This window comes from Ruminococcus sp. AF31-8BH, assembly GCF_003460605.1.
In the GTDB taxonomy this organism is placed as follows: Bacteria; Bacillota; Clostridia; order Lachnospirales; family Lachnospiraceae; genus Blautia_A; species Blautia_A acetigignens.
This window is the reverse complement of sequence record NZ_QTVN01000005.1, coordinates 180,184-205,562: the sequence shown is the minus strand read 5'-3', so window position 1 is coordinate 205,562 and position 25,379 is coordinate 180,184. Positions and strand designations below refer to the sequence as shown.

At 47.1% G+C, this 25,379-nt stretch carries 21 protein-coding genes; 4 read left to right on the top strand and 17 right to left on the bottom strand.

What is annotated here, in order from left to right; translation table 11 throughout:
• Positions 1-15: 15 nt before the first annotated feature.
• The 5 genes from DWZ38_RS08355 to DWZ38_RS08335 all read right to left on the bottom strand — a co-directional run bounded on the left by DWZ38_RS08355 (position 16) and on the right by DWZ38_RS08335 (position 9,083).
• Positions 16-1,842: an ATP-dependent helicase gene (locus DWZ38_RS08355; RefSeq protein WP_117851556.1), complete on the bottom strand. Its 1,827-nt coding sequence runs from the start codon at positions 1,840-1,842 to the stop codon at positions 16-18.
• Complete coding sequence (gltX, locus tag DWZ38_RS08350) at positions 1,842-3,296, bottom strand: glutamate--tRNA ligase (RefSeq protein WP_117851554.1); 1,455 nt, start codon at positions 3,294-3,296, stop codon at positions 1,842-1,844. Before gltX ends, DWZ38_RS08355 begins: the two co-directional genes overlap by 1 nt.
• Before the next feature lie 293 nt (positions 3,297-3,589).
• Positions 3,590-3,823, bottom strand: coding sequence for an acyl carrier protein (gene acpP, locus DWZ38_RS08345; protein ID WP_021924300.1), 234 nt, complete (start codon positions 3,821-3,823; stop codon positions 3,590-3,592).
• 176 nt (positions 3,824-3,999) lie between these two features.
• A complete protein-coding gene (locus tag DWZ38_RS08340; RefSeq protein ID WP_021924301.1) occupies positions 4,000-5,223 on the bottom strand; it encodes a putative peptidoglycan glycosyltransferase FtsW in 1,224 nt (407 codons plus the stop codon).
• Between the two features lie 197 nt (positions 5,224-5,420).
• Positions 5,421-9,083, bottom strand: coding sequence for a hypothetical protein (locus tag DWZ38_RS08335; RefSeq protein ID WP_178105300.1), 3,663 nt, complete (start codon positions 9,081-9,083; stop codon positions 5,421-5,423).
• Positions 9,084-9,277: 194 nt separating this feature from the next.
• On the opposite strand from DWZ38_RS08335, the gene DWZ38_RS08330 reads away from it, so the two are divergent.
• A complete protein-coding gene (locus tag DWZ38_RS08330) occupies positions 9,278-9,943 on the top strand; it encodes a TetR/AcrR family transcriptional regulator (RefSeq protein ID WP_021924327.1) in 666 nt (221 codons plus the stop codon).
• A gap of 79 nt (positions 9,944-10,022) precedes the next feature.
• Here DWZ38_RS08330 and DWZ38_RS08325 read toward each other — a convergent pair whose 3' ends face one another.
• A complete protein-coding gene (locus tag DWZ38_RS08325; RefSeq protein WP_117851549.1) occupies positions 10,023-12,173 on the bottom strand; it encodes a UvrD-helicase domain-containing protein in 2,151 nt (716 codons plus the stop codon).
• Between the two features lie 233 nt (positions 12,174-12,406).
• On the opposite strand from DWZ38_RS08325, the gene DWZ38_RS08320 reads away from it, so the two are divergent.
• On the top strand, positions 12,407-13,180 hold the full coding sequence (locus tag DWZ38_RS08320; RefSeq protein WP_021924329.1) for a DUF6062 family protein: 774 nt from the start codon (positions 12,407-12,409) through the stop codon (positions 13,178-13,180).
• Positions 13,181-13,295: 115 nt separating this feature from the next.
• Here the strand turns inward: DWZ38_RS08320 and DWZ38_RS08315 are convergent, their stop codons facing one another.
• From DWZ38_RS08315 to DWZ38_RS08280, 8 genes are all read right to left on the bottom strand, one after another.
• Positions 13,296-14,735, bottom strand: coding sequence for a TrkH family potassium uptake protein (locus tag DWZ38_RS08315; RefSeq protein WP_117851547.1), 1,440 nt, complete (start codon positions 14,733-14,735; stop codon positions 13,296-13,298).
• A 12-nt stretch (positions 14,736-14,747) separates the two neighbouring features.
• Positions 14,748-16,106, bottom strand: a complete 1,359-nt coding sequence (trkA, locus tag DWZ38_RS08310) for a Trk system potassium transporter TrkA (protein WP_117851544.1) — start codon at positions 16,104-16,106, stop codon at positions 14,748-14,750.
• Positions 16,107-16,288: 182 nt separating this feature from the next.
• Positions 16,289-16,933: an SGNH/GDSL hydrolase family protein gene (locus tag DWZ38_RS08305; RefSeq protein ID WP_117851541.1), complete on the bottom strand. Its 645-nt coding sequence runs from the start codon at positions 16,931-16,933 to the stop codon at positions 16,289-16,291.
• A gap of 4 nt (positions 16,934-16,937) precedes the next feature.
• Positions 16,938-17,855, bottom strand: coding sequence for a dihydrodipicolinate synthase family protein (locus DWZ38_RS08300; protein ID WP_021924333.1), 918 nt, complete (start codon positions 17,853-17,855; stop codon positions 16,938-16,940).
• A 19-nt stretch (positions 17,856-17,874) separates the two neighbouring features.
• Positions 17,875-18,576: an N-acetylmannosamine-6-phosphate 2-epimerase gene (locus DWZ38_RS08295; protein ID WP_021924334.1), complete on the bottom strand. Its 702-nt coding sequence runs from the start codon at positions 18,574-18,576 to the stop codon at positions 17,875-17,877.
• Between the two features lie 25 nt (positions 18,577-18,601).
• A complete protein-coding gene (locus tag DWZ38_RS08290) occupies positions 18,602-19,507 on the bottom strand; it encodes a carbohydrate ABC transporter permease (RefSeq protein ID WP_021924335.1) in 906 nt (301 codons plus the stop codon).
• Between the two features lie 17 nt (positions 19,508-19,524).
• On the bottom strand, positions 19,525-20,403 hold the full coding sequence (locus DWZ38_RS08285) for a sugar ABC transporter permease (protein ID WP_117851731.1): 879 nt from the start codon (positions 20,401-20,403) through the stop codon (positions 19,525-19,527).
• 131 nt (positions 20,404-20,534) lie between these two features.
• Positions 20,535-21,803 carry an extracellular solute-binding protein gene (locus tag DWZ38_RS08280; RefSeq protein WP_021924337.1) on the bottom strand — a complete coding sequence of 423 codons (1,269 nt, stop codon included), beginning with the start codon at positions 21,801-21,803 and terminating at the stop codon, positions 20,535-20,537.
• 496 nt (positions 21,804-22,299) lie between these two features.
• On the opposite strand from DWZ38_RS08280, the gene DWZ38_RS08275 reads away from it, so the two are divergent.
• Complete coding sequence (locus tag DWZ38_RS08275; RefSeq protein ID WP_117851537.1) at positions 22,300-23,184, top strand: ROK family protein; 885 nt, start codon at positions 22,300-22,302, stop codon at positions 23,182-23,184.
• 21 nt (positions 23,185-23,205) lie between these two features.
• Positions 23,206-24,063 carry a MurR/RpiR family transcriptional regulator gene (locus tag DWZ38_RS08270; RefSeq protein WP_117851535.1) on the top strand — a complete coding sequence of 286 codons (858 nt, stop codon included), beginning with the start codon at positions 23,206-23,208 and terminating at the stop codon, positions 24,061-24,063.
• A gap of 94 nt (positions 24,064-24,157) precedes the next feature.
• On the opposite strand, the gene DWZ38_RS08265 is transcribed toward DWZ38_RS08270, so the two are convergent.
• Genes DWZ38_RS08265 through DWZ38_RS22190 form a run of 3 tightly spaced genes read right to left on the bottom strand, consistent with a single transcriptional unit; the run spans position 24,158 to position 25,344 of the window.
• A complete protein-coding gene (locus DWZ38_RS08265; protein ID WP_021924340.1) occupies positions 24,158-24,790 on the bottom strand; it encodes a manganese catalase family protein in 633 nt (210 codons plus the stop codon).
• Between the two features lie 6 nt (positions 24,791-24,796).
• Positions 24,797-25,072, bottom strand: coding sequence for a spore coat protein CotJB (locus DWZ38_RS08260; RefSeq protein WP_021924341.1), 276 nt, complete (start codon positions 25,070-25,072; stop codon positions 24,797-24,799).
• Positions 25,069-25,344: a spore coat associated protein CotJA gene (locus DWZ38_RS22190; RefSeq protein WP_173766407.1), complete on the bottom strand. Its 276-nt coding sequence runs from the start codon at positions 25,342-25,344 to the stop codon at positions 25,069-25,071. Before DWZ38_RS22190 ends, DWZ38_RS08260 begins: the two co-directional genes overlap by 4 nt.
• Positions 25,345-25,379: the final 35 nt, after the last annotated feature.

Sequence of the window (25,379 nt, the reverse complement as noted above, 5' to 3'; positions counted from 1 at the left end):
TTACAAGGGGAAATATTACAGACCGGTTTCCTCCAGAAATCTGGATGGGTCTCTTTCCTTCTCATACTGCCGTCTCACATAGCACAGGGTCAGTTCTTTTTTCGCACGGGTCATTCCCACATAGAAAAGCCTGCGCTCCTCTTCCAGGGCTTCCTCCAGAACCGCCTTTTTGTAGGGGATGCTGCCCTCATTTACATTCATAATGTAAACCTTGTCGTACTCAAGGCCCTTTACTGCATGAAGGGTGGACACCACAATTCCCTCCCGTTTCTTTTCCTGCTTTTTCGCCTGCTCGGCAAGCTTTTTTGTGTAATCCTCAATGTAGGCCTGCCACTCTTCCAGGGTTTTCATCCCCTTGGTGCTCTCCTGGATCCGGTCAAGGACCTCAAGAAGCTCCTCCGGGCGGATTTTCCGGTACTGGGCATACTCCATTAAGTACTGCTCGTAGCCCATTCCCTTTCGTATGAAATTCACAGCCGCATAAGGTGCCAGGGTGGAAAGGATCCGAAGATGGGTTTCCAGGGTGGTGATCCGGTCGCACATCCAGTCCTTGTCCTTGTAAAATTCCTGCAGGGCATCAAAAGAAACAGTAGCAGATGTAAGGGCATCCCTTGCAATGTAGCGGTTCGGGCGGTTCATGATTTCCAGAAACGTCTTTCTGTTTCGGTCTCCTGCTGCCATCTCAAGGTACGCCATCAGATTCCGGCTGATCCAGTGGCGGAACAGATTGGGCAGCTGTTCTTTCATGGTAAAAGGAATCTGATACTCCATCAGGGCGCCTACAAGCCCCTCTGCCTCCTGGTTGGTGCGGAAAAGAACTGCCGTATCCTCCAGGTCTTCCCCTGCATCCAGGCGCTTTTTCAGAAAAGCGGAAACTCTCATATACTCTTCCCTTGGATTGTCAAACTCCATCATGCGCACAGGCTTTCCCTGTTCATTTGGAGTAGACAGCTGCTTCTGGAAACGTTTTTTGTTGCAGTCCACCACGTTCATGGCAGCCTGAAGCACGTTTTTGGTACAGCGGTAATTGATGTTCAGAAGCACAGTCTCTGCCTTTGGATAATCTTTGGTAAAGTTCAGCATGATTTCCGGCTTGGCGCCGCGGAAATGGTAGATGGACTGGTCGTCATCCCCCACAATGAAAAGATTGTCCCTTGGCTTTGCCAGCATACGCACAATGTCGTACTGGAGGTGATTAATGTCCTGGAATTCATCCACCATAATGTACTGGAACTTATTCTGCCACGCTGCCAGAATATCCTTTCTCCTGTCAAACAACTGGTAACAGCAAAGAAGCATGTCATCAAAATCCAGTTTCCGCCTTTCACGCAGGGTTTTCTGATAGCCTGTGTAAATCTGCCGGAACACATCATCCGGGCAGCAGGAGGAATAATAGTGATCCAGGGCGATCCGGTTTCCTTTTACCACGCTGATCTCCTTTGCCACATCCTCCTGGAAATCCCCTTCCTGGGCCAGCTCCTGTCCGTATTCCAGGGTCATTTCCTTCAAAATGGCGTACTTTTCCTCCTCGGAGAGAATATTTCCCGCGCCAAGCCCGTAGGCATGCTTTAAAATGCCGTAAAACACGCCGTGGAAGGTTCCGAAGGTCACATCCGTAGAGACCTGTCTTGTAAATTTCAGGAAGCGCTCCTTCATTTCTCTGGCAGCAGACCTGGAAAAGGTCACAACAAGAACAGAGGATCCGGGTATTTTGCCCTCACCAGTCATATATGCAGTTCTTTCAACGATCACTGAGGTTTTCCCCGAACCGGGGCCTGCCAGAACCATCATAGGTCCTGACAGGTGAGCGATTGCTCTTAATTGAGATGGATTTCTTTTCATTACAGATTTTCAAGCTTTTCAATAGCTGCGTTTACACGGCGGAGGGTCTCCTCCTTGCCGATGATCTCCATGATCTCAGTAGCGCCTGCAGGAGTCATCTGCTTGCCGGAAACAGCTGTACGAAGCGGCCACATTACATAACCGTTCTTGTAGCCTTTCTCCTTGACAAATTCACTTAAGGAAGCGAAAAGCGGATCGTTAGTGTAATCCTCCTGTGCCTCCAGAACCGGAAGAGCTTCCTTGAGTACGGTAAGGGAAGTCTCTTCGTTTGTTTTCATTTTCTTGTGGCAGTACATGGATGCGTCGTACTCCGGAACAGCCTCAAAGAAATCGATGAGCGCCGGGATATCCGGGAAGGTCTCGATTCTGGTCTGAACCATACCTGCGATCTTCTTAAAGTTGAAGTCCTTTGTGAGAACCTGCTTCATGTATGGAAGTGCTTTCTCATAGAATACGTCCGGATCCATTTTCTTGATATACTCGCCGTTCATCCAGCGAAGCTTGTTGATATCAAATACAGCCGGGGACTTGTTGATGTGGTGGTAATCAAATTTCTCAACCAGTTCCTGGAGGCTGAAGATCTCGTTATTGTCTGCCGGGCTCCATCCAAGAAGTGCAACGTAGTTTACAATTGCCTCGGAAACGAATCCCTGGTCCAGAAGATCCTCGTAGGAAGAATGTCCAGAACGCTTGGACAGCTTGGCATGTGTCTCGTCTGTGATCAGCGGGCAGTGTACGTAGGTAGGGATTTCCCATCCGAAGGCTTCGTAAATACGGTTGTATTTTGGAGAGGAAGAAAGGTACTCGTTTCCTCTTACTACGTGGGTGATTCCCATCAGATGGTCGTCTACAACGTTGGCAAAGTTATAGGTTGGGTATCCGTCGGATTTGATCAGGATCAGATCCTCCAACTCCTCGTTGTTTACTGTGATGTCTCCGTAGATTACATCATGGAAGGTGGTTGTTCCTTCTGTAGGCATGTTGAAACGGATTACATGGGGCTCGCCTGCATCCAGACGGCGCTGTACTTCTTCCTTGGAAAGCTTCAGGCAGCGTTTGTCATAGATAGAGATCTCCTTGCCTGCAACTACGCGCTTCATGCTCTCCAGTTCTTCCTTCTGGCAGAAGCAGTAGTAAGCGTCTCCCTGGTCTACAAGCTGCTTGGCATATTTCAGGTAAATGCCCTGTGCCTGGCGCTCGCTCTGTACGTACGGTCCGTATCCGCCGTCCTTATCCGGTCCCTCGTCATGAAGAAGGCCTGTCTTCTCCATGGTGCGGTAAATAATGTCAACAGCGCCCTCTACATAGCGCTCCTGGTCTGTATCTTCAATACGGAGGATGAAATCTCCGCCTTCATGCTTGGTAATAAGATATGCGTATAACGCGGTTCGTAAATTTCCAACATGCATTCTGCCTGTAGGGCTTGGTGCAAATCTGGTTCTGATCTTCGTCATGATAATTGTTTCTCCTGTTTCTTTATTTGCGGCTGTTTCCCGCTATCGATACCTGCCCTGGAGCACGTTTGAAAAAGGCTCTGGCAGATTTCTCAAAATGGGTGTCGCGCCGCATCTTTTCTGTCTTTTCCCATTATATGATATCAGGGGCAAAAGACTTTTTGACCCTAACATTATTATATACCTAAAGGTTAAAAAATGTCTATAGGCTTTCCCGGACAAAATTTCTGGGAAATGCCGAAAAAAATCTCCCCGAAGCAGGTCCGCCTCAGGGAGATCAGCGCGCGTAAAAATTATGCGTCGATTCCTTTATCTCTCAGGTAGTCGATTACGTCGCCAACTGTATTCAGCTCTGTAAGCTCCTCTGCCGGGATCTCAATGTTGTACTCATCTTCCAGAGCCATAACAAGCTCGAAGAGGTCAAGGGAATCTGCTCCTAAGTCATCCTTAAAAGAAGTATCTGCGGTAATTGTCTCTGCGTCGCAGTTAAGCTGCTCTGCGATCATTTCACTCATCTTTTCTAACATTGTTCATTCTCCTTTAAATAAATATCGTAACCGTTCATCACCCTCACAGTTACGCCCTTCGCGATGCATCAAAATCATTCTTCACATGATTTCGCAGCCAGGTTCTCGGCTTCTCTTGCGCCGTATTTCATACACTGCGGAAAGTATATAATCTGGTGGCGCATTTGTCAAGAGAATTATAGTATAAATTCCGGTTCCTGGAATTTAATCTGTCTCGCCACGCTGAGGGCCAGTCCCATCTCTGCCATCAGGAACAAAACCGAGGTTCCTCCATAGCTGATAAAGGGCAGGGTAACACCTGTGTTCGGCATCAGATTCAGCACAACCGCCACGTTCATAATGACCTGAAGGGCAATATGTATAAACACACCGCTTACCAGCATGGAACCGAACAGATCCGGTGCATTCTGGGCAATAAAAAACAGTCTGTACAAAAGATAGGCAAACAGGGCCAGCACCATAAGTGCCCCAAAGATTCCCAGTTCCTCGCAGATAATGGAAAAGATCATATCGTTCTGTGCCTCAGGCACGCTTCCTAACTTCTGGATACTGTTTCCAAGCCCTCTTCCAAAAAAGCCGCCGGAACCAATGGCATAAAGGGCCTGCAGAGTCTGATAGCCGTCTCCGCTTGCATCTGCCTCCGGGTGAAGCCATACCTGGATACGGCGCAGACGGAAGCTTCCCTCTACTACATCCATGCGGGAAACAACATACACCAGGATTGCTGCCAGAACGACTCCCACTGCTGCCACGAGAATAAAAGGCTTGGTCTTTGGATGTGCAATAAATACCAGACCAACTGTAATTCCGAAAATAATAATAGCAGTACTTAAGTTCTGTGTCAGCCAGTATGCAAGAAATGCCTGGAAGCCTCCGACCCCGAGAAGTACCATAGATGCCTTTAAGGTTTTCACACGCTTGCCCATTTTCACGATCAGATAGGACAGACAGATGATCACCGCGATCTTGGCGACCTCTGCAGGCTGGAACTGAACTCCTAACTTCAGCCATCTTCTGGCACCGTGGGAGGTTACTCCAAGAGGCGTTTTAACAAGTACCATCAGCACCACAGCTGCAAAATAGATCAGCATAGGGATTTTCTGCAGAAGATGATAGTCAAAATAAGACTCTATAATTGCCATCACAAGACAGCCTATGCTGTAAAGAGCCTGCTTCTTGAAATAAAACATATCGTCCCCTTCATTGATCTGTGCCATGTAGGAGCTTGTACTGTAAAGCATAATAAGACCGAAGCACATGATCAGGATAATGACCGCTACCAGATTGAAGTCATAGTAGTCCGATTTCCCGATTTTCAGTGCTTTTCGGATTTCATAGGCAAGGCCTTTTTTCTTCTTTGCTGACCTGGCACCTGCCTTTTTGTTTTTCGCAGCATCCATTGAATCACCTGTTCCTGTTTCTTTCTATGTCAGTTTCTAGTCCTCTTCCCAATTTGTTTCATTATAGCAGACTCCTTTTGGGGACGCAAGGGAGTATAAGGGTTCCGCCTCATGAACCCATAAAGAAAGGGGCAGGATCATCTCCTGCCCCATCTTGCTTCTGTTATATTTTCGAAAACAGTTCTGTCAATTCAGGATCAGTCTTCGCTGCCGTCATCAAAGCCTTCTGTCTCGATAATGAACTTCACGTTTCCGCTCATGGAATCATCAAGACCTGTGAAGGATGTGTAAGCTGCGTCGTCAGACTGAAGTGCTTCCAGACGATCCAGTACGCTCTGGAAATCATCTTCCATGGTATCTTTCAGTTTCTTGATACCTTCATCGTAGAATTCCTTCTCGCCGTCTTTCAGTTCTTCTGCTCCGTCTTTCAGATCCTTAGCTCCGTCATTCAGTTCCTTAGCTCCATCTTTCAGATCCTTGGCTCCGTCTTTCAGATCCTTAGCTCCGCTCTTCAGATCACTTGCTCCGCTGTCCAGAGTCTTAGCTCCGCTCTTTAAGGAGCTTGTTCCACTCTTCAGAGTCTTGGCACCGTCATTCAGTTCCTTCGCACCGCTCTTTAAGGAGCTTGTTCCGTCTTTCAGAGTGTTTGCTCCGCTTGCAAGATCACTGGTTCCGTTCTTCAGATCACGCATTCCGTTGTTTACGCTGTTTGCTCCGCTTCTTAACTGAGATGCTCCATCTCTAAGATCAGCAGCTCCGCTCTTCAGCTGTGCAATACCAGCTTTCACCTGACCGCTTGCTGCTACCAGAGTACCAGCTCCGCTTACCAGATCACTAGTTCCTGCTGTAAGCTGTGCTGCCCCGCTGTTCAAAGAAGCGCTGTTGGAAGTCAGCTGATTTGCTCCGCTTCTAAGCGCTACGCTGTTTGCTGCAATTGTGCCAACGCCTGTTACCAGCTGGCCGGTTGCCTGGCTGATAGAAGAAAGTCCGCTGTCAAGGCTGCTCTTTGCACTCTTAAGAGTGGTTGCTCCGTCGAGAAGGGCATTTGCGTTTGCATTGTCCTTACCCTGAAGTGCGGTGATTCCGTTTGTAATAGTGTCTTTATTCTTAAGAAGTTCATCAGCACCTGCTGTCAACTGCTCTGCTGCACCAGTTTCTGTCAGCTGCTTGTAGCCAGCCTGAAGCTGCTCGTTTCCTGCGGAAATCTGTTTGGAACCTTCTACCAGCTTGTTTACATCATCTGTCATGGTGGAGATATCTCCAAGTCCTGCTACAAGGCTGCTTACTGCTGTCAGGCTCTCTCTAACCTGTGTACCGCCTTTTTTCAGCTGTGCTGCACCTGTTACAAGCTGGCTGTTGCCTGCTTCTTTCAGCTGTGCAAGACCGCTGTTTAAGTTAGATGCGCCAGTGCTTAAGGTAGATGCACCAGAAGCTGCGCTGCTTGCGCCGTCTGCTACGGAGGATGCACCGGAAATTAATTTGTCTGTCTCACCTTCCAGAGTGCTTACGGAATACTCGCCTGCAGAAGTAACTTTTCCAGCTGTATCATACAAACCGCTTGCAAGCGCATTTAATGTGGCCTTAATATCATCTCCATTTGTTTCAGCTGTTACAGATACCTGTGACTGTGCTTCGATATTGCTCAGTTCGCCCTGTGCTGCGGATGCATTGTCTGCACTGCTGTATAATTGTCCTAATGCACTATTGATCAGTGCCGCTGTATTCTCATCCAGGGCAGAAGTATCAATGCTTTCCAAACTTGCAATTGCACTGCCTACAGAACTAGAAACTGCACTGATTTCACCGGATGCAGTACTTGTGGATACACCGGCTGACTGTGCTTCAACACTTGTCTGGATGTTTGCTGCTGCAGCACTAATTTGGTCTGCATAACTATTCATTGCTTCAGATGCAGTGCTGCTAATCTGCTTGATTGCGTCAGAGGTTCCTGTTTTCAGGCTTCCAAGTCCGTCTCTTACCTGAGCTGCACCAGTTGCAACTGCTGCGGTTCCATCTGCAAGACTCTTAGCTCCGTCTGCCACGCTCTGTGCTCCGTCTGCTGCCTCGCCAACCTTTGCCACATACTGTGTAGCTCCATCTGCAAGCTTATCTGCTCCGTCTACATAAGTATTCAGGCTTGCTACCATCTGATCCGGCTGAGCCTTCTCTACATTTACGGCTACCTCTGCCAGCTGAGTTGCTGCCTTGCTGATTCCGGCTGCTGCCTCATCGATTCCAGGTGCCAGCTGTCCAACGCCCTCTACAAGAGCTGTGGTTCCTTCCACATAAGCCTTGGTTCCCTCAGCCAGTGTGCTTGCGCCTGTTACATAAGTACTTACGCCATCGGTAAGCTGAGTTGCACCGTTTACATAAGAGGTAACACCATCTGCCAGCTGATTTCCACCAGCTACGTACTGATTCACACCATCGGTAAGCTGCTGCATTCCTTTGTTATACTCTGTAAGATTGGAGTTTACAGTATCTACACCTGCTGTATAGCTCTGAACACCATCTGCCAGGGAAGCAACACCGCTTGTGTACTGCTGCACACCGCTCTGCAGGGATTTCGCACCGCTGTTTAACTGGGAAGCACCGCTCTTGGCACTTGCAACACCTGCGTCAAACTCATTGTAGCTGGATGCCAGTGTGCTTGTTCCGCCGTACAGGGTTCTGGTTCCATCATAAAGATTCTTGGTTCCGCTGTACAGGGAATTGGTTCCGGAATAAAGCTGTCCAGCACCTGTATTTAAGGTCTTGGCTCCGTCTGCCAACTCAGCGGCTCCATCATCCAGATCCTTGCTTCCATCATAAAGGGTCTTGGTTCCGTTTGCCAGATCTCTGGCTCCGTCGTCCAGTTCCTTACTTCCATCGTAAAGCTCTTTGGTTCCGTCTTTCAGATCTTTGGTTCCGTCATAGAGATCCTTGGTTCCATCATAAAGAGTCTTAGTTCCATCGTAGAGATCCTTGGTTCCATCATAGAGATCCTTGGTTCCATCGAAAAGATCTTTAGAACCGTCTACCAGCTTCACTGCTGCATCATCCAGCTCATCCAGGGAATCCTGAAGATCATCCAGATCCTCGGAGTTCTCAAGATCCAGGCTGCTGAGAAGGTCTGTCACTGCCATGGTGAAGGTATTTTCCATGGTGCAGTCTGTTACGTCAGCTTCCATTGTGAAACCTTCCGGAATATCAATCTTATCAGAAAGATCATCGCTCAGATCCAGGCTGTCCTTCAGGCCAGGAACTGCAACTCCAACAACCATTTCCTTGTCGCCGTCAGAAATGACTTTACCATTATCAATGGTGACATTGGAGAAGTTGTCGGAAGAAAGGATCATTCCTGTTACCATAACAAATGGAGAATAAACTTCTACGTTCTTGTTATCTACCTTTACGGTCTTCTTGGATTTGTTGGTGTAGGAAACCTCCATACGAAGATGTCCGCTCTTGCCTGCGAGCTCATCCGGTGTGATTTCCTGATCGTCCAGGTAATATTTGATCTTCATATCAACAGGAAGTTCTTTATTGGAAGTTCCCTGATAATAAATATCACTGCTGTCTGTATTCCAGGTCACGTTCTCGCCGTCCTGGGTAAAGGTCTCATCACCCTTTACATTCTTAATTCCTTCCAGGTCAGATACATCGGATACATCTCCGTCTGCTGATCCGGAATTCTTCAGCCAGTCAGATACGGTAATATCTTTCACTTCACCTTCTGCTGTGGCATTTACGTATACGGTTTCTTCCTTGGAAACTGCATTCTCTGTATCCTGTGTGGCTGCAAGGATCGGGGTAGTTCCAAGTACGGCAACCATTCCAGCAGCCATGGTAGCGTTCAGAATTTTTTTATTTCTATTCATCACAATACAACTCCTTATTAAAATCATCGGTTAGTCATCTCTTAGCCTATAGAAGTTATACAACAAAACTGACCAGTAGTCAATATCTGCTTTTTATCCAAATCTTTTCCGGTTTTGATATTGACTTTTGGTCATTTTTGTTTAAAATAAAAATGAATCCACCGTATAACCGTACACAATGAGGAGGAACAGGCATGGGAAAACTGGAGTTAAACAAAATGAGAAAGAAAAGTGCTCTGTACAACACAGCCTTCGAACTCTTTACCACTAAGGGCCTTGCGAAGACCACTATCTCTGATATCGTGGAAAATGCAGGCGTGGCAAAGGGAACCTTCTACCTTTATTTTAAAGATAAATATGACATTCGAAACAAGCTGATCTCACATAAAGCAGGGGAGCTTTTCTCCCAGGCACGGGATGCACTGGAGCAGGCACATGTTACCGGCTTCACCGCACAGCTGCACTTTCTGGTTGACAATATTCTGGACAGGCTGGAGACAGAAAGCGATCTTCTTGGTTTCATTTCCAAGAATCTGTCCTGGGGTGTTTTTAAGGATGCCTTCCAGGAGCAGGCGGACGAGGATGATTTTCCTTTTTTCCAGGAGTATCTGAATCTTCTGGATCAGTCCGATGTACAGTATGACTCCCCGGAGCTGCTTCTTTTTACCATTATCGAACTGGTAAGCTCCACAAGCTACAGCTGTATTCTGCACTCCCAGCCCGTCTGTCTCGCTGAGTACAGGCCCTATCTTCATAAGACCATCGACTGTATTCTGCAGGCCTTTGCCCACACTGACGAGTCAGGGCTTTCCGCAGCGAATATGAATGTAATTTCCGATAAACATTTCGACCAGAATTAAAAAAGACATCCTGAACAAACGCAAAGCATTTTGCTTCACACTTGCCCAGGATGTCTTTTTTATTTAGGTATACTTTCTTTTACATTTTTTCCAGCTTCACCCGAAATGAGATAGTCCGGGGTGTTTCCATTCCGTCGAAAAGAATGGCGTAGGCACTTTTTTCTGTATCTACATCTACGATAGTTCCCGGGCCGAAAATCTTATGCAGGATTTTCTGGCCTATAGGGTAATGGGATGGGGCTTCGTCGGTGAGAAGGCAGCGACTGCTCAGTTCAATGTATTCCCGTGCCTCTTTGATCAGTCCTTCTTCTGGTTTCCGGTCGTATTCCAGAAGATTCTGGTCAATGTCCAGGATGAATCTGGAAGGATATCTTGGGGAGCCATCCAGATTTCGTCCTTTGGCTTCTGAAAGATACAGGCGCTTCTTCGCTCTGGTCATGGCTACAAATGCCAGCCTGCGCTCTTCTTCCATTCCTTCTCTTGTCTTAGTCTTTCTGGATGGGAAAATACCCTCATTCATACCGCATAGAAATACATAGGGAAATTCCAGTCCCTTGGAGGTGTGCACGGTCATCAGCTTCACCTTGTCATGCTCCGGCTGTGCGTCGCTGTTGGAGAAAAGGGCAACATGGGCCAGATAGTGTTCCAGCATGGCTTCCTCCCCACAGGTGGTCTCGTACTCGTAAACAGACTGCTTCAGTTCTGCCAGATTGTCCAGTCTCTCCTGGTTCCCCTCTGTGCGCAGCATTCTCTCATACCCGGACAGATCCAGAACAGCAGAAAGGATCTCTGATACCGGGCGATCCTGATAATTAGCTGCAAAGCTTTCAATCAGCTGGACAAATTCCCCAGCTTTGGTTCCCTTGAAAATATCCTGGTCCAGATTCCGGCAAAGCGCTTCATACAGGCTGCAGGAATTCTCTCCGGCATACTCCTGAATAAACTTCATACGCCGTTCTCCCAAATTTCTCTTTGGAACATTAGCAATCCTCAGAAACGACAGATCATCCCTGTAGGCAATCATCCTCAGATAGCTAAGAGCATCTTTGATCTCCATGCGTCCGAAAAACTGTACTCCGCTGTAAATGGTATAGGGAATTTCTTCCTTGAGAAATACCTGCTCGATGCTTCTGGTCAGGTAATGAGCCCGGTATAATATGGTAATATCTTTGTAAGGAACTCCTTTTTCCTTTAGTATTTTAATCTGTTCTGCCATCCACAGAGCCTCTTTTTCCTGGTTCTCCCCGTGACAGCAGAGCACGGAGCCGCCTGAGGGCAGTGTGGGAATCAGATCCTTTTTCATGCGGAGAAGATTCTTGCTGATCAGGGAGTTAGCTGCCCGCAGAATCTCAGGTGTGGAACGGTAATTTTCCATCATCATAATGGTCTGTACATCTGGAAAATTCCGGTGAAAATCCAGAAGATACTTCACATTGGCGCCGCGCCAGGTGTAAATGGTCTGGTCCGGGTCTCCCACAATAAACAGGTTTTTGTGATAGCCGCACAGAACACACATCAGGCGGTACTGCAGGTCATCAATGTCCTGAAACTCATCGATCATAATGTATTCCAAGCGTTTCTGCCATTTTTGTTTGATTTCTTCGTTATTTTCAAAAATATATAAGGTAAATTTGATAAGATCGTTATAATCCAGGCCGAAGCATTTCTTCTCCTGGTACAGATAGCCGTAAAAAATAATTTCCGATGTCTCTGTGGCCTGCATATATTTCTCATAAATCTGATCAATGGACATGGTGATCATATCCTGATAATACTCTGGCTCCTTATAAAGCTTGCGAATCTCGATCATGTCTCTGGCACTGGAAAAAGTCATATTCCGAAGGGTCAGGCCACGCTCCTCATAGATGATCTTCAGCATGGAATCAATGTCGGAGTTGTCAAGTACCAGAAAGCTCTTGGGATACTGGACTGCGTAGCTCTCCTCCTGCAGGACGGATACGCAGACGCCGTGGAAGGTATTGATATATCCGGTGTCATTGTCTCCGGTAAGATTGTGGATTCTCTGGCGCATCTCATTGGCAGATTTGTTGGTAAAGGTGACGCACAGAATGTTTCCAGGCAGAATTCCGATCTCATTTACCAGAAAGGCAAACCTGTGGGAAAGTGCCCTGGTTTTACCGGAACCCGCACCGGCGATGACACGTATATATCCTTCTGTAGCGGTTACTGCCTCTGTCTGTGATCGATTTAATCTGTCCAGAATATCCATTTTCGTTCCTCCATGATGTGAGATTGCGTCCTTAAACTGTAAATGTTCTTTTAGTATACCATTCCATAGCATCATATGCAACCATACGTTCGGTTTTATATTTAAATTCTTGCTTTACAAACAGCTGGATTTACCATACTATGGTTATAACAGACTGCCAGAGCTGAAGTCTTTCCTGCTGCTCTGGCGGCACAAAATTTTCGGATTATCATAAACTTAAGGAGAACCCTCACATGAAAGAAAAATTATACACCATTCCCTTAATGGACGCCTTCAAGGCGGATGACGAATGCCCCTTCTGCTTTGTGGAGCGGCAGCTGGAGCAGCACACTATGGACTTTGTTCTCGGGGCCGGAGCCTCTTATATGGAAGATGATGTGCGTGCGGAAACAGATAAAATGGGATTTTGCCGCACCCACTACAAAAAGATGTACGACTATGGCAACCGTCTTGGCACCGGTCTGATCCTGAAGACCCATTTCCAGTACAAAACCAAGGAACTCCATGAGCAGATCAAAATGTTTGCCCCATCCAAGGCTTCTGTTTTTTCCCGTTTCAAAAAAGGAAATGCAGACACAGGCTCTGCAAAGACTTCCCTTGGTGCCTGGGCAAAGGCACAGGAAGAAAGCTGTTATATCTGTAATTTTTACAAAGATACATACGCCCGTTATCTGGACACCTTCTTCGACCTTTTTAAGAAAAATCCGGAATTTCTGCCTCTTTTCAAAAACTGCAAGGGCTTTTGCATTCCTCATTTCGGGGATCTTGTGGAGACTGCGGAAACCGCTTTGTCTGACAAAGAAAAGAAAGCCTTCTACGACATTCTGTTCCCTATGATGGAGCAGAACATGCAGAGACTTTCCGACGATCTGGACTGGTTCTGTGACAAATTCGACTACCGCAACAAGGACGCCGACTGGCGTACCTCCAAGGATGCTCTCCCCCGCGGCATGCAGAAAGCAGCAGGCGGTTACCCGGCAGACGAACCGTATACTATGGACAAATAAAAAGCAAACCGCAGGCTGTACTGAAATTATCTGCACAGCCTGCGGCATTTTTACTACACAAAACATGTTTTCAATCAGCAGCGCTATCATATTATGAATAGCAGCAGCTTTTCATTTAAAACTTTCTCCAGGTATCCCTCTTAAATAAAAGCAGCAGCGGGAACACCTCAAGTCTTCCAGCCAGCATATCAAAGATCATCACCAGCTTGGAAATATAAGAATAGCATCCAAAGTTTCCGGTAGGTCCTACCGCCCCAAGTCCCGGTCCAATATTATTCAAGGTAGCTGTGATCGCCGTAAAGTTGGAAATCATGTCCAGATTATCCAGACTGATCACCAAAAGGGATGTCACAAAAATCATAATATACACAAACAGGAACATATTGGTAGCTCTTACCACTTCGTGAGGAATGGCCTTCTCGTCCATCTTGATCTTCTTCACTGCATTGGGATGCAGGTAAAGCTGCAGCTCCTTGCGTGCGGATTTGCAGAGGATCAGAAGACGGGAAACCTTAATACCGCCGCCTGTACTTCCTGCGCAGGCTCCCACAAACATTAGGATCACAAGTATGGTCTTGGAAAATACCGGCCACACGTTAAAATCCGTAGTGGCATATCCGGTTGTGGTAATAATGGAACCAACCTGGAAGGCTGCCTGCTGGAACGCCCTGCCGAAGCTGGTAAACATGCCTCTTGTGTTAACGGCAATGGCCACAATGGCCAGGCCAATAATCCCAAGGTAATAGCGAACCTCCTCATTCTTGGCTGCCTGCATTACTTTCTTGGAAAGAAGAAGGTAATAGGCATTAAAATTCACTCCAAAAAGGATCATAAACACGGTAATGACAATCTGATTGTAGGTACTGTAGCTGGCAATACTGTCGTTCTTAATACCAAAGCCTCCGGTACCTGCTGTACCAAAGCTCAGGCACAGTGTATCGAACAGCGGCATGCCTCCAAGAAGCAGGAAGACCATCTCCACAACTGTCATCAAAATATAAATGGTATAAAGAATCTTGGCTGTGGACTGAACCTTGGGAACCAGCTTGCTTACAGAAGGTCCCGGGCTCTCTGCTTTCATCAGGTTCATGTGGTAGCCTCCGGTCAGAGGCAGAAGGCAAAGGATAAACACCAGCACTCCCATACCCCCGATCCAGTGGGTAAAGCTTCTCCACAGCAGGATACAGTGGGAAAGTGACTCCACGTCGGAAAGAATGCTGGCTCCTGTTGTAGTAAAACCGGAAACGGTCTCAAACAGAGCGTCCACCGGATGAGGAATGCTTCCTGAAATCACAAAAGGAAGCGCCCCTGCGATACTAAGTACCAGCCAGCTAAGAGCAACGGTAACCGCACCTTCCTTAGCATGGAAAACTCTATTCTTACGCTTTGTCCTGGTAAGGGGAATTCCGATTGCCAGGCAGACGATCATGGTGACCAGAAATGCCAGCCCGTCCCTCTCCCGGTAAATAATCGCGGTAATTCCAGGCAGGAGCATAAAAGCTGCCTCGAAATTAAAGATCCAGCCAAGAATGTAAGATATCATGGAATAATTCATGTCCAGACTCCTTTACTTCGCAAGAATGTCATTGATGTCACGAAGACCTCTGTTGGTGGTAACAATTACTACGCTGTCACCGATTTCCAGGGTATCGTGGCCTCGTGGAATACGGACAGTGCCATCTCTGTAAAGGCAGCCAACCAGAAGATTCTTCTTCAGGTTCAGTTCCTGCAGAGTCTTGCCCACAATAGGAGAATGATCGCTGATCTTAAACTCCAGGGCTTCTGCCTTGCCATCCAGAATGTGGTACAGGGTCTCCACATTGCTTCCGATGGAGTTCTGGGTTGCTCTCACATACTGCAGAATGTAATCTGCCGTAATATACTTCGGATAAATGACGCTTCCAATATCCAGGCTGTCAATGATGTCGTCATAGGCCAGACGATTTACCTTCGCTACCAGCTTGGCATTTGAAATGGTTTTTGCAAAAAGGGACAGGAAAACGTTCTCCTCGTCCATATTGGTCAAGGTAACAAAGGACTCTGCACTTCCAAGGCCCTCTTCCAGAAGAAGGGATCTGTCTGTACCATCTCCGTTGATAATGGTGGCATCCACCAGCTCCTCGCTTAAGAACTCACAGCGGTTCTTATCCTTCTCAATTACCTTCACCTTGATCTTCATGGCAAGCAATGCCTTGGTAAGATAATAGGAAATGGTTCCACCGCCTACGATAATGGCATTCTTTACCTGATGGGTCTTAAGCCCGATCTTCTTGAAAAATGCCGCTGCATTCTGCGGTGTGGCAAGAATGGACACCATATCTCCGTTGCGGATGGTATTGGTACCGCCTGGAATGGTGGTAAAATCTTTTCCCTCAATGGCGCAGAAAAGAACGTCACAGCGGAAGTGCTCTGTGATCTCCTGGATACTCTTTCCATCCAGATTGAACTCCGGCATTACCTTGAATTTCAGAAGCTCTACCTTGCCTCTTGCAAAAGTATCGATCTTGATCGCAGAGGGAAAACGCAGCAGTCTGGAAATCTCCTGTGCTGCAGCCAGCTCCGGATTGATGATCATGGTCACGCCAAGGCGCTCCTTGATAAAGCCGATCTCCTTGCTGTAAATCGGATTGCGCACACGGGCAATGGTATGGCAGTGCCCTGTTTTCTGAGCAATCAGGCAGCACAGAAGATTCATCTCATCTGACACCGTAACTGCGATAAGAATATCCGCAGTCTCGATTCCGGCTTCCATCAGGGTATTGATGCTGGCGCCGTTTCCTACAACACCCATGGCATCTACTTCATCTGTAATCTCATTAATGGTATCTGCATTGATATCAATCAGGGTTATGTCTGTATCTTCTTCCTGTAATTGCTCTGCAAGGGTACGTCCTACTTTTCCGCACCCAACAATTATAATTTGCATAGTTCCTCCAAATGTATAAAATACTTCATATAAACAGTGCTATTATAGCACTCCTGTATGTTTTTGGAAATAGTCTTTTTCTTACAGTAAATAACGTCATAATTATGGGAAATCCCGGCACAATTTTAGGTGCCGGGATCTCCCTTTTAGAATATGTTATTTTATTTTTTCTATACTGTTTTTCAGATGATTTCTTTGATTTTCGCAGTGAGGGCATCTGCAAGCTGTCTGTGGCCTTCTGCGGTCAGGTGCATGAAATCAATGTGATTCGGGGATGCGCTGATCACCTCATTGGCATCCAGGTAATGGCACCCTGTAAGCTCTGCAACTGCCTTGTACTGCTCTCCAAGGCCTCTTGACTTCTCGGCACAGCCTGCTCCCATGGTTGTGCGCACTGCCGAATGCTCATACTCATCCCCGATATTCTGAGGAGTTACCACCAGGATCCGGGGCTTTTTGTCACGCCAGCAGTCGGTCACGGAAACAGCCTTCTGTACCAGTCTTTTCAGCCCAAGGCCGATGCAGGCTGCAGACGCGCCAAAGCGCTCCTTGGTATCGTTGGTTCCCAGCATGATCACCAGAAGATCTACAGGCTCATGGCTCATCAGACAGGGGTAAATATAATCCAGTCCTGAAAGCCCTTCAAATAAGGGATCGTTAAAACAGGTCGTTCTGCCGCTTAAGCCTTCCTCAAGCACCAGATAATCCTCTCCCAGATTTTTCTGAAGAAAGCAGGTCCATCTCTCGTTTTCGTCAAATCTGCCGTCATTCATGGCACAGTAGCCATGGGTATTGGAATCTCCAAAGCATACAATATGTTTCTTCATGCTGTTACCACTCCTTTGTATCCTCTACTGCCTTTCGGATATCATGATAAAGCTCCACAAGCTTCGGATCATCTGTTGCAACCGGAAGGAACGGAAGTCTTGGGTCACCCATCGGGCAGCCGTCCAATGTAATGATTCCCTTCACAGCACCATGCATAGACGGGAAACTGCACAGACGGTAGATCAGAGGCGTTACGATTTCCTGAAGCTGCGCTGCCTTTTCCCATTCGTGGCGATGGATCAGCTCATCCATTTTCAGGTAAAGCTCCGGCATTGCGCCGTAGGTTCCGCCGATTCCGGCATCTGCGCCAAGAAGGCGTCCTGCTACGAACTGCTCGTCCGGACCGTTAAATACGATGAAATCCTTTCCGCCAGCGTGCTTGAATCTTAAAATATCCTGAGCCGGATCTGAAGAGCACTTCACACCTGCAACTCTTTCATTTTCCAGCATTCTGTTAAACAGATTCATAGAAAGATTAAATCCGGTGAGTTGAGGAATGTTATAAATAAAGAACGGAAGGTCTGCTGCTTCTGTGATCTTGGTCCAGTGCTGGTAAACGCTCTCCTCGCTTGGACGGTAGTATACACATGGAACTGCTGAGGTGGCAGCTGCGCCGATTTTCTCGGCATGGGCAGCCAGAATGCAGGAGTGTCTGGTATCCGGGCAGCCTACGTGAACAATAATGTTCATGTCTTTTCCCACTTCATTGACTACGGTCTCTGCGACCAGCATTCTCTCCTCAGTGTCCAGAAGGAAGCCCTCTCCTGTGCTGCCGCACACATACATCTGCTTGATTCCCTTGTCACGGAAATATCTGCACACTGCTTTTATGGCATCTATGTCCACGCTGCCGTCTTTTTTAAAAGGTGTGTTTAATGCAACTGTTACGTTTCTGAATTTGCTCACATCATACTTTGACATAATCCATCCTCTCTTTCTCTTATCCCCTGTTTTCTACTGCCTTGATAAAGCGTGCGGCGATCTCAAGGGGTCTTGTGATCGCGCCGCCTACTACCACTGCAAATGCGCCTGCTTCCAGCATCTTCACTGCTTCTTCCGGAGAGTGCACACGGCCTTCCCCAATCACCGGAATGTCCACAGTCTGGGAAAGCTTTGTTACAAGCTCATAATCCGGTCCGTCTAACTTCGGGGAATGGCTGGTGTAGCCGCTCATGGTAGTGCCCACAATGTCCATGCCCAGCTTCCATGCACGCACGCCTTCCTCGTATGTGGAAATATCTGCCATCAAAATAGCATCCGGATATTTGGTTCTTACTTCTGTGATAAACTGATCCACTGTCTTGCCGTCACCGCGCTTCATGTCTGTGCAGTCCAGCGCAATCACATCGGAACCAGCCTCCACCAGCTCATCTACCTCCTTCATGGTAGGGGTGATATAGCTTTCAAATCCCGGATATTTGATCTTGATCAGTCCGATTACCGGAAGCCCGGTCTCTTCCTTGATGGCGATCACATCCCGGATGCTGCTTGTGCGGATTGCAGGGGTTCCCGCCTGTTTGGCTGCTCTTGCCATGAGATACATAATGGATTTCTCTTCCACATAAAGAGGTTCTCCCGGCACAGCCTGGCAGGATACGATTACTTTGCCTTTGATGCTGTCAAAAAGTTCCTGTTTTGTCATAAGTGATTCTCCCTTCTGCTGCTTATCAGCCTTTTACAGCGCCCATTGTAATTCCTTTGGTAAAGTATTTCTGGAAAATAAGGAATACGACGATGATCGGAACTGCTGCAAGAGCTGCACCAGCCATAATAAGACCAAAGTCTGTCGCATTCTCAGCCTGAAGCTTGGCAATACCAAGAGAAATAGTAAGGTTGCTGGTACTGCTCAGCATGATCAGCTGCATAAAATAGTCGTTCCATGAATTAATGAATGTGAAAATCGCAAGTGCTCCAACCCCTGGCTTGATCATAGGGTAAGCGATGGCGGTGAATGTTTTCCACTCGTTAGCACCGTCGATCTTGGCTGCCTCCATCATTTCCCCTGGGATTCCCTCGCCAAACTGCTTGATCAGGAAAACGCCGAAGGGCCATCCGACAATGGGCAGGATTACTGCCCAAATCGTGTTATACAGATGAAGGGATGACATTTCACGAAGCAATGGGATTAAGATAACCTGTTTCGGAAGTGCCATGGCACATACGATCAGGGTAAATACAACGGAACGTCCGATAAAACGTTTCTTTGCCAGCGCATATCCGGCCATAGCTGCAGTAAAGCAGGTAAGAAGCATGGATACCACTGCCATGAAAATAGTGTTCAGAAGCCAGCGGATAGCTGCCGGAACTACCGGGCCTGCAAAGGATTTGCCAGTAAAAGGAATTCCGATTTCCCATAACGGTGCGGTCTGTCTGCTGAAAAGCTTCTGATAGTTGGCGGAAACCCATTCCTGGGGCCACCACTGAGGGGTTGGTGCATTGATCGCCATACTGGTTTTGAAGGATCCTGTGATGATCCAGTACAGAGGAAATGCAAATCCGATTGCAAGCAGGGTGATCACAATAACGGAAAATACGCGGTAAACCTTGGAGCCTGTATTGCTTTTCTTTTTCATTTGCTTCTCCTCCTTTCTCAGTCTGACTGTGCAACCTTAAACTGAATACCGGACAGGATGGCAATTGCAATGGCAAGGACTACGCCCATTGCATTTCCATATCCATAGCGGTACAGCTTAAATGCGGTGTGGTAAATGTAGTACATAATGGTATCTGTGCTGTGGTTCGGACCGCCGCTTGTAAGAAGCTGGATCAGAGCGAAGCACTGGAAGCTGTTGATGGTAGTGATAACCAGAATGTAAAGTGTGGTTGGCTTGATCTGCTGCCATTTGATTTTCCAGAAGCACTGCAGCTTGGTGGCACCGTCTACTTCTGCTGCCTCCACAAGGCTCTGGTCTACGTTATTCAGAGCAGATACGTAAAGCACGATGGGCTGTCCCACGGAAGTCGTAAGAAGGATTAGGATGATACAGCCGAGGGCATATCTCTCATCTCCCAGCCAGTTAATGTTCTGGTCAATCAGGCCGGTTGCCTTGCCTACATAGTTAAAAATACCATAGTAATTATTGAACATCCATTTCCATACAACAGTAACGGCTACAGAACCGGTTACAACCGGAAGGTAGAAGATACAGCGGAAAATGGAGCATAATGGGCCGCTTAAGTTATGGATGACAGAGCTTACCCACAGGGAAAAAACACAGACTACCGGAACGGAAACCACTACGATAATGACCGTGTTCCGAAGAGCCCCAAGGAAAACCTTATCCTGAAACAGTTCTATGTAATTGCCAAAACCAATAAAAATATCCTCTCTGTTCATAGTGGAATCAAAGAAACTGGTAATCACGCACTGAACCATGGGATAGATGACAAATCCAAAGAAGAAAATTAAGCTTGGAAGCATAAATGCGTATCCCGCAATGGTCTCTCTTCTTACCAGCGCCTTTGACATACGGCTTTTGTTTGACACGTTGTCTCCTCCTTTTTTCAAAAAAACACCCTTCCCGCACGGAAAATACAGGAAGGGTGCGTGACTTTTAGTTGCAAAGTCTCTTTTTAGTTTTCATACTTAGATGATTCAGATTATTTAGCTGCTGCAGCGTTTGCTGTGGTTACGAATTCTTCTACAGCTTCTGTTACGTCTGCACCGGAACCGATCTGCTGAAGCATGTTCCACCATGCGGTACGAGCTTCTGCCCATCCGCCAACTACCTGATAGTAGTCGCCCATGTACTGGATAAATGTGGAGTACTCTGTCATCAGGTCATCGCCTTCGTAGATATTTCCAAGGTCTTTTACCGGCCAGTAGCTGGAAGCCTTAACGCTCTCTACTACCTGTGTCTCGTCGTTTGCCATGAAATCGATAAATGTCTTGGAAGCTTCAACCTTAGCTTCATCACCATTATCAAATACACCAAAGCCCCAGATACCGCCGCAAAGCTGTGGTTTGCCATCCTCTGCCGGGAATGCCATTGGAAGTACGTCAAAGCTTAAGTTCTCAGCATTATTCTTCTCCTGTGCAACATTCCAGCAGAATGCCATTGCAAGTGTACCGTTGCAGAAAAGATTGATTTCATCTCCGCCTGCGATAGAAGCATCAAAGTTGATTCCATCCATAGAGGAAAGAAGCTCAAGAGCTTTAATGTTCTCTTCGCTGTTAGCTGTGTATTCAGTATGCTCCGGATTCGTAAAGGTTCCGCCGAAAAGATTGTTTACAAGTGCTCTTGTACCCTGGTCACCGCCCTGTCCACTGCAGTAAACAGCACCAACATTCTCCTGACCGAAATCATAAACTGCCTTAACTGCCTTCTGGAAATCTTCTGCTGTCCAGGTACGTGTCTCTTCGTCAATATACTGAAGCGCACCAGCCTGCTCGAAAATGTCTTTATTGATTGCCATTGTATGGGCTGTCATACAAAGCGGATACTCATAAAATACGCCGTCGTTATTCTGGCACGCAGATTCTACTGAATCATAAATGGCTTCTTTCGCTTCGTCTGTCCACAGATCGGAAAGATCTGCCATAAGTCCTCTTGCGCCCCAGTTCGCAACCAGACGCTCCGGTCCTTCCAGAACGATATCAGGAGCCTGTCCGCCTTCGATAGCGGTATTGATCTGATCATCACCATTGGTGTAATCAAGGTACTCAACGGTTACGTTGATCTCTGGATGAGCTTCATTAAAATTGGAAATCATCTGATCAACAACTGCTGAATCTCCCCAGCTTCCTACTGGATAAGTCCACAGTGTAATGTCTGTGGTATCTCCGCCTTCTGCCAGAACGCTCACTGCGTTTAAGGAAACTGCCATGCTAGCTGCAAGTGCAAGTGCCATAACTTTACGGAATTTCATAAATAAACCCTCTCTTTCTTACCTTACCTTCTTCATAAATATTTGATTGTTTTTGCTATTTAGTTTTTGCTATTTAGTTTTTGCTATTTACTGAAAATCTTCCATTGATTCTCAGCCTGTCTCTTTGCCTTGGTGCAAGTCATGTTCCGCATCGGCCTTTTTCATAATGAAAAGGAAAGCCTACATGCCTTACACATCTGGTGCAAAATTTCGTCCCGGGTTTGTGAAATCTCGCTAATGATTATGGTTGTATCATACATTCTTTTGTGCTGTTTGTCAATATATTTTTAAAATAATTTTCATTTTATTTTTATTTTGAAAATATTTTGCATTTTTAAAGCAGCAAAGGTTGCAAATGAAAAAGCCTTTTGTTATAGTTATAATTAACATGAAACGGAAGATTTCCAGGAAGAAGGAGCTTTTTTCCCGGCATCCGGTCAGGAGGCAAGATGCATATCCTGGCTTTTAAAATAAAAAAGAAATGAGGAATTCGGTTATGAAAACCATGGTTCTTGACATTGGCGGAACCGCCATCAAATCTGCAGTTGCCGAAAACGGAGTTCTCAGTGATATCCGTGAGACCCCTACCCAGGCTTCTCTTGGAGGAGAGCATGTTATGGCACTTGCCAAAGAGATTATTGCTTCTTATAAAGAGCACTGGGATTTTGCCAGAATCGGGATCAGCACTGCAGGACAGGTGGACCCGGAAAAAGGCAGCATCATATACGCCAACCACAACATTCCCGGCTATACGGGAACTCCCATCAGAGCCATCATGGAAGAGGCATTCCATGTTCCTGTCTATGTGGAAAATGACGTAAACGCTGCTGCCATCGGGGAGGCACATTTTGGCGCAGGCAGGAGGGAACGTGATTTTGTCTGCCTGACTTACGGAACCGGAGTGGGCGGTGCTGTTTTTACTGACGGCAAATTGTACCATGGAAGCTCTTTTTCCGCTGGGGAACTTGGGGCGCTGATCGTCCATCCGGAGTTTCGCCGTCCTGAAGAAGATATGTACTCCGGCTGCTATGAGAAATATGCTTCCACCACTGCCCTGGTGGCACGGGCTATGGAATATGATCCTTCCATCACCAACGGCAAGCTTCTTTTTGCCCGTATTGAGGAAAAGGAGATTCAGCTGATTGTAGATCAGTGGATTCAGGAAATCGTATACGGCCTTGTTTCCATTATTCATCTGCTCAACCCTTCCTGTATCATTCTGGGAGGGGGCATTATGGAGCAGCCTTATATTCCGGCACAGATTGAGAAGCAGCTGATGTCGGCTATTATGCCAAGCTTTCGCGGGCTTACTATTAAGAAAGCTGAGCTTGGAAACCAGGCAGGAATGCTGGGCGCTTCTATCCTTGGCGATGAAGATTAAACTTACAAAGGAGGATTTGTTTTGGCGAGCAATATTTTAGAATCCATAACTGCACAGTATCATTCCCTGACCCGTTCCGGGAAAAAGCTGGCAGATTATATTTTTGCACATACAGGAGAAGCACAGTATTTCTCCATTTCCACGCTGGCGGAAAACAGCGGCGTCTCCGAAGCTTCCATTACCCGTTTCTGTCATGGGCTGGGGCTTGCGGGATACAATGATTTCAAACTGGCGCTGGCAAAAACAGACCATGTCACAGATATGGGCGAGCTTTCTGATTCTCCCCAGGGAATTGCTTCCGAAGACAGTCTGAATACTATTTTCCAAAAGATCCACAAGGCCAGTGTTTTGTCCCTAAACGAAACCCTGGAACTTCTGGATGAGAACGCCATCAACAAAGCTGTGGATCTTCTGGTGCAGGCGGACCGGGTTTTTTGCTTTGGAAACGGCGGCAGCATGGTAATGGCTATGGAGGCGTGGGCACGTTTTTCCACAGCTACCTCACGTTTTGTCCATGTTTCGGACTCCCATATGCAGATTATGAACACCGCACTTGCCACTTCCCGGGATGTGCTCCTGGTATTCTCCTACTCCGGCTCCACCAAGGATATGGAGGATACCCTGCAGATTGCCAGGGAACATGGGGTTTCCATTATCCTGGTGACCCATTATCCCAATTCAAGGGCTGCCCAGTTTGCAGATGTGGTGCTTCTTTGCGGATACAATGAGGGACCTCTTCAGTCCGGCTCCATTCCGGCAAAGGTGGGGCAGCTTCTGCTGATTGACTGTCTGTTCTACGGTTTCTGCCGGAGAAATCCAGAAGCCAGCGCCGCAGCAAGGTCGGCTACGGCGGAGGCGGTTGCGCGGAAGATGTTGTAGGGAAATGAAATAAAAACAGCCGCTCCAGTGCAGTTCAATCAGCACCAGAGCGGCAAAAACTACATTTCTGCAGACAGAATTTTTTTATAAAAACTTATCTTGCTTCCGGCGCACAGCTTGCTTTGCATGGATTGTCAAAGCTTGGGTTAAATGCGTAGAAATTATTGGCATCCAACTGCTCCTGGATAGAGCGGAGAGCTTCACCGAAACGCTGGAAATGCACCACTTCTCTTGCCCGCAGGAAGCGAATGGGGTCAGCAACTTCCGGGATATTTCGTACTACTCGCAGGATATTGTCATAGGTGGAGCGTGCCTTTTGTTCCGCAGCAAGGTTTTCAAAAAGATCTGTGATCGGATCCCCTTTACTCTGGAACTCACATGCGTTAAATGGAACGCCTCCTGCAGCCTGGGGCCATACTCCGACTGTATGATCAATATAATATGGCCCAAGGCCGGAATTCTCAATTTCTTCCATCGTAAGATCCCGAGTCAGCTGGTGAACGATGGTGGAAACCATTTCCAAATGCGCCAGTTCCTCCGTACCGATATCATTCAGTACTGCCATAGAAGTTCTGTTCGGCATGGTAAAACGCTGGGAGAGGTAGCGCATGGATGCTCCAATCTCGCCGTCGGGGCCACCGTACTGACTCATGATGAACTGTGCCAATTTGGCGTTTGGCGTGGTGATGTTAACCGGATACTGCAGACGCTTTTCATAATTCCACATAAAAGATCACGCTCCTTCCCTTTCCCACGGGAATGGCTGCTGGGACCATTTCCATGAAGTTTCGCAGGTTTTGGATGCGGTGTCTACGGTCAGTGGGCCGTAGTCCTTCGCATACTCTGCCAGCAGCTGGTTACGCCTGTCTGAAACATCTTCAAAAAATGCCAGGGCTTTCTCATCGTCCGGGTGAGTATCCAGATAGAGAAGAATATCGTTGACAGCGAAGCTGACTTCATTGATCTGCTGAAGCAGGCAGCGACGCTTGGAGGTCTGATTTTTCATCATCTTCGAACACCTCGCTTTCCGCAGAATGGCTTGCACAGCTGTGGAAAAATAGTTCCTACAGAAAGGGCGTAGTCAAGGTCATAAGAAGAAGTAAAATTCTGGTATGGCACATAAGCCATAGCTGGAACCAGATGCTTCAGATGGTCATACATATTCTCCTGTGAACGGGAAGAACAGGGACAGTTGGGAGTACTGGAATTGGAAGGTTTCATCATTCCGCAGGTTCTATTATAAGGGCGGCAGCCCGAACGGTTCATCTGATAATTTTCCATGAACAGATCCTTTCAGACTTAGTCAATTCGTTCCC